This is a genomic window from Nocardia sp. BMG111209 (genome assembly GCF_000381925.1).
Classification (GTDB): domain Bacteria; phylum Actinomycetota; class Actinomycetes; order Mycobacteriales; family Mycobacteriaceae; genus Nocardia.
Window position 1 is genome coordinate 1,245,980 of the sequence record NZ_KB907307.1, and the last position, 15,444, is coordinate 1,261,423.

The window sequence follows — 15,444 nt, forward strand, 5'->3', positions numbered from 1 at the left end:
ACCGACGGTTCCGGCGCGATTCGGCAAGTCGGGCAACAATTCTCGCGCCGAATGGGAAAAGGCGCCGTCCGGAAACTCGCAGTTACCCGCCGGTAGCACGATCACCCGGTGCGCGGTCCGGGTGGTGCGCATCGGACAATCGGGGCATGTTCGACCGAATCCGGCGGGCCGCGCTCGGCGCGACCGTCGCCGTGACCGCCTGCGCCGGCGCCGCCGGTGCGCTGCCCATCCCCCAGGAGCCGGTGGCGGCGCCCGGATTCCTGGGCGCTCCGGCGGTCGCGCAGCCGATCACCGGGGTGCCCGCGGTGCCGCGGCATCCGTTCCTGGCCCCGGGCACCGCCTCCAACATCCACAACGACGGCTGGATGACCAACACCTACCCCGGGCCGGGCCCGCTCGGCGTTGCGCCGCACACCGATTCGCTGTTCCTCGGCAGCGAATGCGGTTCGATCGCCTTCGACCGGGCCGGGCGGATCGTCACCGTCTGCCTCGGCGCCGCCACCGCGCTCTACCTGATCGATCCGGCGGATCTCACGGTGCTCGGCAGTTATCCGCTGCCGCGCCGGGACGCCGGGGAATACCTGAGCGGCAACGCGTTCACGAATTTCACCGGCGGCGGCTACTTCTATCTCGACGACGCCGACCGCGCGGTGATCGGCACCCGCGACGGCCACATCCTGGTGCTGGCCGAGAACGCCACCGCCGACGGTTTCGTCCTGCACCGCGACTACGACCTGCGCGATGTGCTGCGCGGCACCGAGACCGTGAACTCGGTACTGCCCGACAGCACCGGCCGCCTGTGGTTCGTCGCCGAGACCGACGGCGTCGTCGGCACCGTCGATCCGGGAACCGGTGCGGTGCAGGCGATCCGGCTCGGCGACGGCGCCGACGGCGAGATCGAGAACTCCTTCGCAGTCGGCGCCGACGGCGACGTGTACATCGCCACCGACCGCGAACTGCTGCGGTTCGACGCCGGCCCGGCCGGTGCGCCGGCGATCACCTGGCGGATCACCTACGCCAACGACGGCATCCACAAGCCCGGCCAGGTCGACGACGGCACCGGCACCACCCCGGCGCTGCTGCCCGGCGGCTACGTCGCCGTCACCGACAACGCCGATCCGATGGATGTCGTCGTCTACCGCACCGCGCCGAATGTGGCGCGGCGACAGGTCTGTTCGGTGCCGGTATTCGCCCCGGGTGCGAGCGACACCGAGAACTCGCTGATCGCCGCGGGTCGTTCGCTGGTGGTGGAGAACAACTTCGGCTACACCGGACCGGAGGCCGCGCTGCTCGGCCGGACCACCACCCCCGGATTCGCCCGCATCGACCTCGACACCGACGGCAACGGCTGTCACGCGGTGTGGGACAACGACATCGAGGCCGCGCCGACCGTGGTACCGAAACTGTCGCTGGCCACCGGCCTGGTCTACACCTACACCAAGGGTGCGGGCCCCGCCGATCCCTGGTACTGGACCGCACTGGACTTCCGCACCGGCGCCACGGTGTGGAAACAATTGGCGGGCACCGGCCCGGGATTCAACAACAACTATTCCGGAATTGCCGTGGGCCCGGACGGCGCCGCCTATCTGGGCGTACTGGGCGGCCTGATCTCCGTCCGCGACCGCTGACCTCGCGGGCCGATCGATTCCGGCCCGCGAAATGTTTGCCGGCCAGCTAACTTTTCCCGCGCGAAAGCGACGATCCGGTTTGCTGACACGGCAGTTTCGACGTGTGAGAATAGCTGGCATGTCCGTCCCGGAACTGCCGATCGGTGACCGTACGACCATGAGCGACGTGTTGTCGCAGTTGCGACTCCGCGAATTACTGATCGAGGTACAGGATCGCATCGGGCAATTGGTGGGTGCGCAAAGTCGGATCGACCGGCTCATCGACGCGATGCTGGTCGTCACCGCCGGTTTGGACATCGACGATACGCTGCGTTCCATCGTGCACACGGCGATCGAATTGGTCGACGCGCGCTACGGCGCGCTCGGGGTCCGGGAGACCCGCGGCACCGGCCACAATCTGGCCGAATTCGTCTACGAGGGCATCAACGATCAGGCGCGGACCCTCATCGGGGATCTCCCGCACGGCGGCGGCGTCCTGGGCCTGCTCATCGAACAGCCGAAACCGCTTCGCCTCAACGACCTTTCGACCCACCCGACCTCGGTCGGCTTCCCCGTGAACCATCCGCCGATGAAGTCGTTCCTCGGGGTGCCGGTCAAGGTGCGCGACGAGGTGTTCGGCAACCTCTACCTCACCGAGAAGGCCAACGGGCAGGAGTTCACCGAGGACGACGAGGCGGTGGTGCAGGCGCTGGCCGCGGCGGCGGGCATCGCGGTGGAGAACGCGCGACTGTACGAGGAATCGCGGCAACGGCAACGCTGGCTGGAATCCACCCGCGACGTCGCCACCGAACTGCTGGCCGGCGGTGAACCGTCGGAAGTGCTCGATACGGTCGCCGACCACGCCCGGGTGCTCACCGATTCGGTGTGCACGTTCATCGCACTTCCGGAGGATCCGGACAATTCCGATGACCCGGACGCGGAATTGATGGTGTGCGCCGGTTCGGGCGCCCCTGCCCGGGAGTTGCTGGGTCGGCGAATTCCGGTGCGCGGTTCGCACACCGGTACGGTATTCCGCACCGGCGACGCCGCGTCGGCCGCGGCACTGAACCCGTTTCCGGACCTGCGCGAACGATTCGGTCCCACACTGATCCTGCCGCTGCGTGCCCGGAAATCCGTCATCGGGGTCCTGGTCGCGGTGCGGGTGGTGGCGGCCGCCGAATTCGAGGACGCCGCACTGCCGATGATGGCCCTGTTCGCCGATCAGGCCGCGATGGCCCTGCAACTGGCCGAAACCCAGAGGCGCATGCGGGAACTCGATGTGCTGTCCGATCGCGACCGCATCGCCCGCGATCTGCACGACCGGGTGATCCAGCGCCTGTTCGCGACGGGTCTGGCCCTGCAGGGCACCCTGCAACGGGCCCGGTCGGTCGAGATGCGCGACCGCCTGACCCGCAACGTGGACGATCTGCAGTCGGTGGTCGAGGACATCCGGGAATCCATCTTCGACCTGCACGGCGACGAATCCGGCGCCTCGCCGCTGCGCAGACGGCTGCACGACGTGGTCTCCGATATGACCTCGGCCACCAGCCTGCGCACGGTCACCCAGTTCAGCGGTCCGGTCTCGGTGGTGCCCGGCGCACTGGCCGACGATATGGAGGCCGCGCTGCGCGAGGCGCTGAGCAATGTGGTCCGTCATTCCGGCGCCGAGACCGTCACCATCACGGTGTCGGTCACCGACGACGTGACCCTCGAAATCGGTGACGACGGAGGCGGATTCGACCCCGCGGTCACCCGGCGCAGCGGCCTGGCCAATCTGGAGGCGCGGGCCCAGCGGCACGGCGGCGGGGTCACCCTGGCCGCCGCGCCGGGCGGCGGCGCGATCGTGCACTGGTCGGTACCGCTGCCCTGACCCGGGGCCCACCTCTCGGTCACCAAGGAGAGGACCAATGGCCCTCCCCGGCCACCGGTCCGGAACCGTAGCGTTTCCTGTGCGTTTCATACGAGCCCGCATCGGCTCGAACGCCGGATCCGCGCCGGCGACCGTACGACGCTTCGAAGGGCCAGCCATGACCGAGACGTTGCCTCCCGCCTCCTCGCCCAGTACCCGCCTCACCCCGGTGCCCCGGGTCGGGGAATCCGCCGAATCCTTCGGCGATTCCGTGGCTCTGGCCGAACTCGGCTGCCGGCTGGCACGGCAACTCTTCGACGCCGGCCTGCGCCTGGACTCCCTGCACGCCGTGTTCGACCGCCCGAATCCGTCCGTCGAGGAACTCCGCACCGCCAACCGCGCGGTCGGCGACATCCTCGATCAGTTGAGCAGCATGCTCCACGACACCGGGAAGACCATCCTCGCCGACGCCATCGACCGGATCCCGCACGAGCCGGTCCAGCCGGACTGGCTGGACCCGGTCCGGCGTACCCGCCGCAAACTCTGACCGGCGCCGGCCGGGCGCACCGGCATCTTGACACTCGGTTCCGACTGCGCACAGACTCCCGGACACGGTTTCGGTCTCAGGAGGATCCCGATGGTGTGGAGAGTCGTGCAGTGGGCCACCGGTTCGGTGGGCCGGGCGGCGATCGAATGCGTCCGGCAGCATCCGGAACTCGAACTCGTCGGCTGCTGGGTGCATTCGGAGCGCAAGCACGGCCGCGATGTCGGCGAGATCCTCGGGACCGATCCGCTGGGGGTGGTGGCCACCTCCAGCGCCGCGGAGATTCTCGCGCTGCCCGCCGACGTCGTGGTGTACGCGCCGCTGCTGCCGAACCCGGAAGAGGTTGCGGCCCTGCTGCGTTCGGGCAAGAACGTGGTGACCCCGGTCGGGTGGTTCTATCCCGCTGCGGACGAGGCGCAGACGCTGCGGCAGGCCTGCGCCGACGGCGGAACGACGTTGCACGGCACCGGAATCGACCCCGGCGGCGTCACCGAGATCTTCCCCCTGATGATGACGGCGATGTCCTCGGCGGTGACCTTCGTCCGCGGCGAGGAGTTCTCCGATATCCGCACCTACGATTCCCCGGATGTGGTCCGGCACATCATGCTGTTCGGCGCGACCCCGGACGAGGCGGCCGGCGGCCCGATGCTGGCACTGCTCGACGGCGGCTTCCGCCAGTCGGTGCGGATGATCCTGGACACGCTCGGCATCGCCGCGGACCGCGCCGAGATCCGGGGCATCCACGATTACGCGGTCGCGACGGCCCCGATCGACTCACCCATCGGCGTGATCGAACCGGGCCGGGTCGCGGCCCAGCGCTTCCACTGGGAGGCGACCGTCGGCGCGGACACTCTCGTGCGGATCGGCGTCAACTGGCTGATGGGCGAGGAAAACCTCGACCCCGCATGGACTTTCGGCCCGCAGGGCCCGCGCTTCGAGATGCAGGTCGCGGGCGATCCGGACAATCACGTGGTGATCCACGGCTGGCATCCCGCGACGGTCGGCGCGGGCCTCACCCGCAACGCCGGCATCGTCGCCACCGCCGCGCACCTGGTGAACTCGATCCCGTACGTGTGCGCCGCCCCGCCCGGTATCCGCACCGCCGTCGACCTGCCGCTGGTCGCCGGTCGGGCCCACCCCCGACTGCTGGGCCCGGTGTAGTGCACACCACACCCTTCAATCGGGGCAACCAGGCCCAGGGCGCCCAGCAGCGCGCCCTGGCCGCATCGATCGCGACCTTCGCCACCCACCTGGTGACTGGAACGCGTGCTGTACGCCGGCGCCGGGGTCGCCGCGGGCGACGTGTTCCGCGACACCGTGGTCGTCGACCGGATCGCCGACCCCTCCGGCGTGGTGACCTTCGTGGTCGAATCGACCGACCGGGACCACGCGCTACCGGATTTCCTTCCCGGACAATACGTCTCGGTCGGCGTGCGACTGCCCGACGGCGCGCCAGCTGCGCCGGTACAGTCTGGTGAACCCGCCGCGCGACGGCCGCCCGGCCTTCGCCGTCCGCCGGGTGGCCGCCGAGCCCGGCCGTCCCGAGGGCGAGGTCTCCGCGCGGCTGCACGCCACGGTCGCGATCGGCGACCTCCCCGCCGACGCGGACGTCTACCTCTGCGGCGGCGCCGCCTTCCTCCAGGCCCTGCGCGCCCAGCTCCGCGCCGCCGAAATCCCCTCCGAGCGAGTGCATTTCGAACTCTTCAGCCCGGACGACTGGCTGCTCGACTGAGCAACGGGCGGCCGGTCCCACGCGACCCGGCTACGGCGGCAGGCGGAACCGGATCGCCCGGCCACGACTTCGCCGCTCCCGCAACCAGTTTCGGATCGGCGCGACACCGGCTCTGTGTCCGCTCCCGCAACGGGTTCCGCATCAGTGCGGCGCCAGCCCCAGTGTCCGTTCCCAGATGGTGGCGAGGGTTTCGACGATCTCGTCGAGTTCGGCATCGGTGGTGTCGGCGCTCATCGCGAGCAGCCGATGAATGTTCATGGTCGCCAATGCCACCGCCGTCGCATGCGGGTCGGGTAGCCCGGCGTCCGCCTGCGCCACCTTCGCGGTGGCCACGTCCACCAGGGCCGCCGTCAGATCGTCACGGACCCGGCGGATGTCGGGATCGCCGGTCGCGGCCCAGAACACCACCCGCAGAATCGCGCCGTGCCGCCGATAGGTTCCCGCGGCCGCGCGCAGCGCCGCCCGCCCGGAAACCACCGGATCCGGCGCGGCCGCCCAGCGCGCCAGCCCGGCGTCGGCCTCGGCTCGCAACGGCTGCACCAGCGCCGCGACCAATTCGGCCCGATCGTGGAAGTACACGTAGAACGACTTGCGCGACAACGTCGTTCGCGCCATGATCGCCGCCACCGTCACCTCGTGCGGCGGCGTGCCGGCCAGCAGTTCGGTTGCCGCATCGAGGATCTCGCGCCGCGCGTCCGCCGGTTGCCGCCGCCGGCGCCGAGCGCCGTCTTCCGCTACTGCCATGGTGGCAGTATAGTGCTAGGCGTTACTGCCACTATGGCATTAAAGCTCCGGAAGGATTCCTCATGTCGGCGAAACGAATCGGCCGCTACCGCGCCACGCACTGGTATTGCCTGGTGGTGGCCCTCTTCCTGGGTATCCGCGCGCTCACCACGCTGGCCGCGGGTGCGCACTTCACCCTCCCCGGCGACGGCTGGCGCTCGATCTGGCAACTGGTCCTGACCGTCGTCCTGATCATCGGATTCACCGTGCCGGGCGCGACCCGCGTGGCGGTCGCGACGACCGGTGTCGTCTACCTCGCCGCCACCGCATGGGAGTTGTTCCACCCGGACGATCTGCTCGGCGCCGTCCCGGTCGACATGCGCGACCACATCGTCCACCCGCTGCTCGCCGTCCTCGCCGCGGTCGTCCTGGTGATCGATACCGCTCGGGCCGCGCGCGGCCGGCGCCTGGCCGGCACCGCGGGCTGATCGGCGATGCGGCGCGCGCGGACCCGGCGGCGGTCGCCCGGTCCGGCGCTCCGGCGCCGCGAACCGGGTTCGGCGAACCGGACCCCGGTTCCAAAATAGAACGTGTTCCTATACCGTCGGAGTGTGCAGAAAGAACAACGCCCGGCGGTGACAGGCTGGTTCACCGCCGTCGACGACGCGGTACGTCTCGTGGGGAGTCGCTGCAATGCTTGCGGCACACCGTATTTCCCGCGGAACACACTGGCCTGTCGCAATCCGCAGTGCACCGGCCCGAAGGACGGCTCCGAGCTGGACGAGTACCTGTTCTCGACGCACGGCCGGATCTGGTCGTACGCGGATGCGCGGTATCAACCGCCCCCGCCCTACGTCTCCCCCGATCCGTTCGAACCGTACGTGGTCGTGGCGGTGGAGCTCGAGGCCGAGCGGATGGTGATCCTCGGGCAGCTCGCCCGCGGCTTCACGGTCGACGATCTGGCCGTCGGCATGCCGGTCGAACTGACCACGGGCGTGCTGTACGAGGACGAGGACGCGGAACACACGGTGTGGATGTGGAGGCCGGTCGATGCCTGAGCACAACGATCGCGATATCGCCGTCCTCGGTGCGGGTATGCACCAATGGGGTAAGTGGGGGCGCAGTTTCATCGAATACGGGCTGGTCGCGGCGCGAGCGGCGCTGGCCGACGCCGGTATCGACCACCGCGACGTCGGCTACATCGCCGGCGCGGACACGATCCGCAACGGGTATCCCGGCTTCATCGCCGGCGCCACCTTCGCCCAGGCCCTGGGCTGGTCGGGCGCCCGGATCTCGAGCAGCTACGCCGCCTGTGCCTCCGGCGCGCAGGCGATCGCCAACGCCCGCGCCCAGATCCTCGCCGGCCTGACCGAGGTCGCCCTGGTGGTCGGCGCGGACGCCACCCCGAAGGGTTTCTTCCAGCCGGTCGGCGGGGAACGCCGCGACGATCCCGACTGGTTGCGCTTCCACCTGCTCGGCGCCACCAACCCCATCTACTTCGCCCTCTACGCCCGCCGCCGGATGGCCCTGCACGGCGCCACCCTCGACGATTTCGCCGCGGTCAAGGTGAAGAATGCCAGGCACGGTCTGAACAATCCGAATGCCCGCTACCGCAAGGAGGTTTCGGCCGAGGAGGTCGCGGCCTCGGCGATCGTCTCGGATCCGTTGCGGCTGTTGGACATCTGCGCGACCAGTGACGGCGGCGCGGCCCTGGTGCTGACGTCGGTGGAGTACGCCCGCCGGCACGGCATCGCCGACCCGGTCCGCATCCGCGCCCTCTCCACGGTCACGCCGACCTTCCCGAAAACCGTTCTCGACCTGCCCGATTTCGCGACGGATTCCGCGGTGGCCGTCGAACCCGCGGCGCAGCCCTTCCGTTCCGCTCTGGCGCAGGCCGCGTACGAGGAGGCCGGGCTCGGTCCGGCGGATCTGTCCTTCGCGGAGGTCTACGACCTCTCCACGGCACTGGAACTGGACTGGTACGAGGATATCGGCCTGTGCGAGGTCGGCGGCGCCGAGCAGCTGTTGCGCAGCGGCGCAACCACTCTGGGCGGACGCGTGCCGGTCAATCCCAGTGGTGGACTGGCCTGCTTCGGCGAGGCGATCCCCGCGCAGGCGATCGCGCAGATCTGCGAACTCACCTGGCAGCTGCGCGGGCAGGCCGACGGCCGCCAGGTGGAGAACGCCCGCGCCGGCATCGCCGTGAATCAGGGCCTGTTCGGCCACGGTTCGGCGATCATCGCCACCCGCTGACCCGCCGCCGTCGCCACACCGACGCGCGCGGTGACCTCCGTCATGCGGCTTGACTCTGCCATTGATGTCAGAGTTTAGCGTTCGATCGTTGGCGTCGAAGCGGACGAAGGAGCAGTGATGGCGGGAGCAGTGATCATCGGGGCCGGCCCGGGAATCGGATCGTCGGTCGCCCGGCGGTTCGCGCGAGCGGGCCTGCCGATCGCGCTGGTGGCACGGTCGGACAAGACGCTGCGGGCCGCGGCCGAGGCGCTCGAACCCCTCGGGATCCCGGTCGCGACCTTCGAGGCGGACACCACCGACGAGGCGGCGCTGCACGAGGCCCTGACCGCCGCCGACCGGACCTTCGGCGTCCCCGAGGTGGTCGTCTACAACGCGGCGATCGTCCGGTCGGATGCGCCGGGTCAGTTGTCGGTGCGCGAACACGAACAGGCGTGGGCGGTGAACGTGGTCGGCGCGATCAATACCGCGGCGCACGTCGTCCCCGCGATGGCGGAACGCGGGAGCGGGTCGTTCCTCGTCACCGGCGGCATGCCGCGCGCGAAGCCGGACTATGTCAGCCTCTCCCTCGGCAAGGCCGGGGTCCGCGCGCTCGTGGAACTGCTCGCCGACCGCTTCGGCCCGGCCGGCGTGCACATCGCGAGCATCACCGTCGACGGTCCGGTCGCACCGGGCACCGCCTTCGATCCCGACGACATCGCGGAATACTACTGGCGCCTGCACACCCAGGACCGCGCGCAGTGGGAACGCGAAATCGTCTACACCGGAACCGAATCCGGTGCCGAGGGAGCGCACGAACAGGCCCGCGCCGCCGTCGCGGAGACCCTCGGCAGCTGGCGAGCGGCCTTCGACGAGCACCGGACCGCCGACATCGCCACCCTGTACACCTCCGACGCCCTGTTCCAGGGCATGGATGCCCGCCTGCGGATCGGCCCGGCGCAGATCCGCGAGTACTACGACGCGGTCACCGAGGGCGCCACCGTCGCGGTGACGGTGCCTGCCGCGGCACCCGTCGCGGACGGCATCGTCGCCGGATTCGCCGACGCCACCTTCACCTATCCCGACGGCGAGGTGCGCGCACTGCGCCTGTCCGTCGTTCTCCGGCGGGACGCGACCACGTGGCGGATCGCGCAGTACCACGCCGCGCCGAACCCGTCCGCGGGCCACTGACCCGCAACCGAATCCGACAGAATTTATCTCCACCGACGGCCGTCGCCGCAGGTCGGGCACCGTTTCGGTGGCCGAGCGCGGCGACCGTACCGGCCGGCGCCGCGGTCCCGGGTCGATAATCGTCCGGTGAGCGCCGAATTCCTCTGGTACATACCGAATCAGGCCACACCGGGCCACCGCGGGGATACGGTCGTGGCCGACCACAACACCCTCGACACGCTGGCCACCCAGGCGCTCGCGCTCGAGCGGCACGGCTGGCAGGGGGCCCTGATCGGCACCGGCTGGGGCCGGCCCGACACCCTCACCGTGGCAACGGCACTCGCCGCCCGGACCACCACCTTCGAACCGCTGGTGGCGATCCGCCCCGGCTACTGGCGCCCGGCCCATTTCGCTTCCGCCGCAGCCACTCTCGACCACCTCTCCGGCGGCCGGGTCCGGGTCAACATCGTCTCCGGCAAGGACGACCTCGGCGCCTACGGCGAATCCGAGGAGGATCAGGCCGACCGCTACGCCCGCACCGCGGAATTCATCGCCCTCGTCCGCAGACTGTGGACCGAGGAACGGGTCACCCACACCGGCGAGTACTACCGGGTCACCGATTCGACGGTGGTCCCCCGCCTCACTCCACGCCCCGGCCGCCCCCACCCGACCCTCTACTTCGGTGGCGCCTCTCCCGCGGCCGAACGGGTCGCCGCGACCCTCGCCGACGTCCAATTGTTCTGGGGCGAACCCTACGTCGACATCGCGACCCGCATCGAGCGCCTGCGAGCCCTGGCGCAACAACACGAAAGGCGTCTGCCCCCACTGGAATTCGGCCTGCGAGTCACCACCCTGATCCGCGACACCACCGCGGAAGCGTGGGCCGACGCCGAAGCCCGGGTAGCCGCGATGGCCGGGGGAACCACGGCCCCCCGCCAGGATTCGCACCGCACCGCGGTCGGCCAGCAACGACTCTACGACCTGGCCGCCCGCGGCGACGTACTCGACGACAACCTGTACACCGCCCCCGGCCGAGTCGGGGGTGGCGGCGCCGGCACCACCTGGCTGGTGGGCTCCGCCCAGGACGTCGCCAAATCCCTCCGGAAATACCAGGATCTGGGCATCACCCACTTCGTCCTGTCCGATACTCCCTACCTGACCGAAATCGCCCGCCAGGGAACCCGATTGCTACCCCTGCTGCGCGACTGACCGGCTCGGCTCACAACCTCGAGCCGGTGCCGTGCACACCGTGCTCATCGATCAGCGCCAGTTCCTCGTCGGTGAGCGGGGGGAAGCGCAGGGCGGCGATGTTGTGGTCCAGTTGTTCGGTGGAGCTCGCGCCGATCAGGGCGGAGGTGACCTCGGGACGGCGCAGCACCCACTGCAATGCCAGCTGGGCCAGGGACTGGCCGCGGGCCTCGGCGAGTTTGTTCAGGGCGGCGGTGCGCTGACGGTAGATGTCGTCGATGACGTCCGGGGACAGGAAGGTGCTGTTCTCGGCGCGGGCGCCCGGCGGGATGGCCTCCAGGTACTTGTCGGTCAGAAGTCCTTGTGCCAGTGGTGAATACACGATCACCCCGAAGCCGTCCCGCCGGGCGGTGTCGAACAGGTCGTTGTGTTCGGGGCGCCGGTCGTAGAGGGAATAGCGGGTCTGGTGGACCAGCAGGGGTACGCCCGCGGCGCGCAGCAGTTCGGCGGCGGCGTGGGCGCGGTCGGGAAGGTAGTTCGAGATGGCCACGTACAGCGCCTTGCCCTGGTGGACCGCGCTCACCAGCGCGCCGACCGACTCCTCCAGGGGCACCTCGAGATCGGGGCTGTGGTGGTAGAAGATGTCGACGTAGTCGGTGCGCAGGTCGCGCAGGCTGTGCTCGAGCGAGGTCAGGATCGACTTGCGGGAGCCGCCGCGCAGATACGGGCTGGCGCCGATCGGGTTGCCCGCCTTGGTCGACAGGATCAGCTCGTCGCGATAGCGGGTGAGGTCCTTGGCGAGCACCGCGCCGAAGGTCTGCTGGGCGGCGCGGTGCGGCGGACCGTAGCGGTCGGCGTTGTCGAAGTGGCTGATACCCAGATCGAAGGCGTGCAGGATGATCTCGCGCTGGGTGGTGAACGGGTAGTCGGCGCCGAACTTCTGCCACAGCCCGAACGAGAAGGCCGGCAGGTCGAGTCCGCTCGCGCCGCTGCGCCGGTAGGGCAGCGTCTCGTAGCGGTCCGCCGCGGCGGAATAGGGGGCGTCGGCGGGTCGTTCGGTCATGGCGTCCTTTCGGATCGGTCGATCGTACATTCAGAAGAGTCCGGTGGTGGGTGGTTCTTCCCCGGTGAGGTGATAGGCGCCCGCCACCGCGAGTTTCCACTGCCGCGGATTGTGATTGGCGACGGTGCGGGCGTTGCGCCAGTGCCGGTCGAATCCCAGCTCGCGGTCGGTGATCGAGCCGCCACCGACATCGAACAGCAATTCCGTTGCGGCCAAGGCCGATTCGGCGGCGATCACCCCGGCCTCGGCGACCTGCACCGCCGCGGCGGCCCGCGGTGCGCGCGCCTGCGGCCCGCCGAGGCCGCGGACCTCGGTGAGCGCCTCGGCCGCCAGCAGCACGACCGCCCGCGCCGCGCGGGCCCGGGAAGCGATGCGGCCCACCGTCTCCCGGACGTACGGATCCTCGGTACTGCGGGTCACGGAGCTGTGCTTGATCGGCCGGGCCTTCTCCCGCACGTACCCGACCGCGTCGTCCAGGGCGCGCGCGGCGATGCCGGCCTGGACGGCCGCCAGATACAGCTGGGCGAACGAACCCGGCCACGGCTGCTCCGGTGGTGGTTCGCCGATACCGGTCACCTCGTCGGCGGAGATCCGGACCTCGGTGAAACGTGTTGTGCCACTGGCGGTGAGCCGTTGCCCGATCGCGTCGAAGTCGTCGAGCCGGTCGAGCCCGGCGCGGTCGACCGGCACGGTGAACCGGATCAGCGTGCCGTCCTCGGCCCTGGCCTGGGTGGAGAACCAGGAGGCGTAGAGGCCACCGGTGGAGTAGTACTTCTCGCCGTCGACGATCCAGTCGTCACCGGCGCGGCGCGCGGTGGCGTTGGTCTGCCCGCTCGCGCCGCCGCTGCGCTCGTTCGCGGTGCCCGCGAACAGATCTCCGTGCCGCAGCCGCGCCAGTACGGCGTTCCGATGCGGCAGATCCGCGCGGTCCACGACCTGGTTCGCGATCAGGAACGTACTCCGGAGTGCCTGCGCCACACTGGAATCCGCCTGGGCGATCGCGATCACCAGGTCGGCCACCGCACGCACCGAGCCCCCGGCGCCCCCGTCGTGGTGCGGAATGCCGGTCAGCGCGACCCCCGCGGCCCCCAGCGCCCGGACGTCATCGAACGCGTGGTCGCGGGTCTCCTCCCGCACCCGCGCGGTGTCGCCGAGCCGCCGCAGGATCGGCGCGGCCGCCGCCCGGATCCCGGCGACCGTCGGCGCGGCCGCCCGCTCGGGTCGCACCGCGGTCACGGCGTCACCCGCGCGCTCACGACGCCCTCCGGCGCAGCGCCGGATCGGCGAGCGCGTCCGGGATCTTGCCGGTGTCGCGCTCGTGGAAATACGTTCCGGGCGGGACGATCTCGTCGATCCGATCGAGGACGTCCGGTGCGAGTTCCACCTCCGCCGCGCGCAGATAGGCGTCGAGGTGTTCCCGGGTGCGCGGCCCGATGATGGTGGCGGACACATCCGGATGCGCCGCCACGAAACCGACGGCCAGTTCCACCAGGCTCAGCCCGGCCTCCCCGGCCAGCCGCGCCAGTGCGTCGGCGGCGGCCAGTTTCGCGGCGTTCGCGGGGGCCGCGATGTCGAACCGGCCGGGGATCAGATCGGCGCGTTGCGAGACGGGTTGTGCGGCGCCGAGCCGGTAGTTCCCGCTGAGCCAGCCCGCCGCGAGCGGACCGTAGGTCAGCACGCCGAGCCCGTATTTCCTTGCGATCGGCAGGGTTTCGCGTTCGATGCCGCGGACCAGCAGGGAGTAGGGCACCTGTTCGGATACCGCGCGGCGCAGCCGGCGGCGGTCGGCGGCCCACTGCGTCTCGATCAGTTCGGCCGGTGCGAAGACCGAGGTGCCGTAGTAGCGGATCTTGCCGGCCCGCACCAGATCGTCCAGGGCGCCGACGGTTTCGTCGATCGCCGTGATCGCCTCGGGCCGGTGCACCTGATACAGGTCCAGATGGTCGGTGCCCAACCGGCGCAGCGAATCCTCCACCGCGCGCACGATCCAGCGCCGCGAATTACCGCGATGGGCCGGATCGTCGTCGACCGGATTGTGGAATTTGGAGGCCAGGATCACCCGATCGCGGCGGCCGGTCAGCGCGCGGCCCACGATCGTCTCGGATTCGCCGCGCGAGTAGGTGTCCGCGGTGTCGATGGCGTTGATCCCGGCGTCGAGCGCGCGCTGGATCAGCGCGATCGACTCGTCGGGACTCGTGTTGCCGCGTGCGCCGAAGTTCATGGCGCCCAACACGAACGGGCTGATCCGCACCCCGGTGCGGCCGAGGGTACGCAGATCGGACAGGCTCATCGGCGGGCTCCCGGGACGCGGCGGCGGAGGGCGGAATCGGTCAGCGACGGCGGCAGATAGCCCTCGTCGGCGGGGCTCACGGTGACCCCGGGGGCGACGATCTCGTCGATCCGGTCCAGCACGTCGGCTCCGAGCCGGACGTCGACCGCACCCAGCTGACCGTCGAGCTGGTCGAGCGTGCGCGGCCCGATGATCACCGTGCTCACCGCGGGATGGTGCAGGACGAACGCCAGCGCCAGCTGGACCAGCGGCAGCCCCGCCTCGTCGGCGAGCTTGCCCAGCTCCTCGGCGAGCGCGCGCTTGCGCCGGTTCACCGGCAGGGCCGGATCGTGGCGATGCGGCTGGCGGCCCAGCCTGGTGGAGGCCGGTGCGTCCGTGCCGCTGCGGTAGCGGCCCGACAACCAGCCACCGGCCAGCGGACTCCAGGTGAGCACGCCGAGCCCGTACTGCTGCGCGATCGGCAGGGTGGCGCGCTCGGCGCCGCGGGCGAGGATCGAATACGGCGGCTGCTCGGTGACCGGCCCGCGCAACTGCCGGTCCGCGGCCACCCACTGCGCCTCCACCAGCTGATGCGGTTCGAAGGTGGTGGTGCCGTAGTACCGGATCTTCCCGGCGGTCACGAGATCGTCCAGCGCCCACAGGGTTTCCTCGAGCGGGAGGTCCGGATCGGGCCGGTGCACCTGGTACAGATCGATGTGGTCGGTGCCCAGCCGGCGCAGGCTGTCCTCGACCGCGCGCAGGATCCAGCGCCGCGAATTGCCCTGGGAATTCGGGTCGGTGCCGATCTGCCCGTGGAATTTCGTGGCGAGGACCACCCGGTCGCGCCGCCCGGCGAGCGCCCGGCCGACGATCTCCTCGTTCTCTCCCTGCGAATAGACGTCGGCGGTGTCGACCACCGTGATGCCGGCGTCCAGGGCGCGGTGCACGATCCGGATCGCCTCGTCGTGGTCGCGATTGGCCCAGGCGCCGAAGTTCATGGCGCCCAGCGTGAGTGGGCTGACCAGCACTCCGGTGCGGCCGAGATGACGGGAATTCATATGGTGCCGAAT

General features: G+C 70.4%; 14 protein-coding genes and 1 pseudogene. 10 read left to right on the top strand and 5 right to left on the bottom strand.

Annotated elements, in window-relative coordinates:
• The first annotated feature begins 146 nt into the window (after positions 1-146).
• The 5 genes and pseudogenes from G361_RS0105620 to G361_RS50720 form a co-directional block, all read left to right on the top strand.
• Entirely contained in the window at positions 147-1,628 is a 1,482-nt protein-coding gene (locus G361_RS0105620) for a hypothetical protein (RefSeq protein WP_019926082.1), read from the top strand.
• A 118-nt stretch (positions 1,629-1,746) separates the two neighbouring features.
• On the top strand, positions 1,747-3,477 hold the full coding sequence (locus G361_RS0105625) for a GAF domain-containing sensor histidine kinase (protein ID WP_019926083.1): 1,731 nt from the start codon (positions 1,747-1,749) through the stop codon (positions 3,475-3,477).
• Between the two features lie 157 nt (positions 3,478-3,634).
• Entirely contained in the window at positions 3,635-4,003 is a 369-nt protein-coding gene (locus G361_RS0105630) for a hypothetical protein (RefSeq protein WP_019926084.1), read from the top strand.
• 90 nt (positions 4,004-4,093) lie between these two features.
• The gene (locus G361_RS0105635) at positions 4,094-5,161 is read left to right on the top strand and encodes a dihydrodipicolinate reductase (RefSeq protein WP_026342734.1); all 1,068 of its coding nucleotides are present in this window, start codon (positions 4,094-4,096) and stop codon (positions 5,159-5,161) included.
• Between the two features lie 14 nt (positions 5,162-5,175).
• A pseudogene (locus G361_RS50720) lies at positions 5,176-5,732 on the top strand (hypothetical protein); the annotation flags it as partial.
• Positions 5,733-5,873: 141 nt separating this feature from the next.
• Here G361_RS50720 and G361_RS0105645 read toward each other — a convergent pair.
• Positions 5,874-6,476 (bottom strand): TetR/AcrR family transcriptional regulator, encoded by a 603-nt coding sequence (locus G361_RS0105645; protein ID WP_019926087.1) that lies wholly within the window; start codon positions 6,474-6,476, stop codon positions 5,874-5,876.
• 62 nt (positions 6,477-6,538) lie between these two features.
• Here G361_RS0105645 and G361_RS0105650 point away from each other — a divergent pair, with 62 nt between their 5' ends.
• The 5 genes from G361_RS0105650 (at position 6,539) to G361_RS0105670 (ending at position 11,063) form a co-directional block, all read left to right on the top strand.
• Positions 6,539-6,943: a DUF4383 domain-containing protein gene (locus G361_RS0105650; protein WP_019926088.1), complete on the top strand. Its 405-nt coding sequence runs from the start codon at positions 6,539-6,541 to the stop codon at positions 6,941-6,943.
• A 123-nt stretch (positions 6,944-7,066) separates the two neighbouring features.
• Positions 7,067-7,513, top strand: a complete 447-nt coding sequence (locus G361_RS0105655) for an OB-fold domain-containing protein (protein WP_026342735.1) — start codon at positions 7,067-7,069, stop codon at positions 7,511-7,513.
• Entirely contained in the window at positions 7,506-8,708 is a 1,203-nt protein-coding gene (locus G361_RS0105660; protein ID WP_019926090.1) for a lipid-transfer protein, read from the top strand. Before G361_RS0105655 ends, G361_RS0105660 begins: the two co-directional genes overlap by 8 nt.
• A gap of 117 nt (positions 8,709-8,825) precedes the next feature.
• On the top strand, positions 8,826-9,875 hold the full coding sequence (locus G361_RS50190; protein WP_196814423.1) for an SDR family NAD(P)-dependent oxidoreductase: 1,050 nt from the start codon (positions 8,826-8,828) through the stop codon (positions 9,873-9,875).
• A 126-nt stretch (positions 9,876-10,001) separates the two neighbouring features.
• On the top strand, positions 10,002-11,063 hold the full coding sequence (locus G361_RS0105670) for an LLM class flavin-dependent oxidoreductase (protein WP_019926092.1): 1,062 nt from the start codon (positions 10,002-10,004) through the stop codon (positions 11,061-11,063).
• Positions 11,064-11,073: 10 nt separating this feature from the next.
• On the opposite strand, the gene G361_RS0105675 is transcribed toward G361_RS0105670, so the two are convergent.
• The 4 genes from G361_RS0105675 to G361_RS0105690 are packed head-to-tail and all read right to left on the bottom strand — an operon-like array spanning position 11,074 to position 15,432.
• The gene (locus G361_RS0105675; protein WP_026342736.1) at positions 11,074-12,105 is read right to left on the bottom strand and encodes an aldo/keto reductase; all 1,032 of its coding nucleotides are present in this window, start codon (positions 12,103-12,105) and stop codon (positions 11,074-11,076) included.
• A 30-nt stretch (positions 12,106-12,135) separates the two neighbouring features.
• Positions 12,136-13,341, bottom strand: coding sequence for an acyl-CoA dehydrogenase family protein (locus G361_RS0105680; protein ID WP_019926094.1), 1,206 nt, complete (start codon positions 13,339-13,341; stop codon positions 12,136-12,138).
• A gap of 16 nt (positions 13,342-13,357) precedes the next feature.
• The gene (locus G361_RS0105685) at positions 13,358-14,395 is read right to left on the bottom strand and encodes an aldo/keto reductase (RefSeq protein ID WP_019926095.1); all 1,038 of its coding nucleotides are present in this window, start codon (positions 14,393-14,395) and stop codon (positions 13,358-13,360) included.
• Entirely contained in the window at positions 14,392-15,432 is a 1,041-nt protein-coding gene (locus G361_RS0105690; RefSeq protein WP_019926096.1) for an aldo/keto reductase, read from the bottom strand. The genes G361_RS0105685 and G361_RS0105690 overlap by 4 nt, the downstream gene beginning before the upstream one ends.
• Positions 15,433-15,444 lie beyond the last annotated feature (12 nt).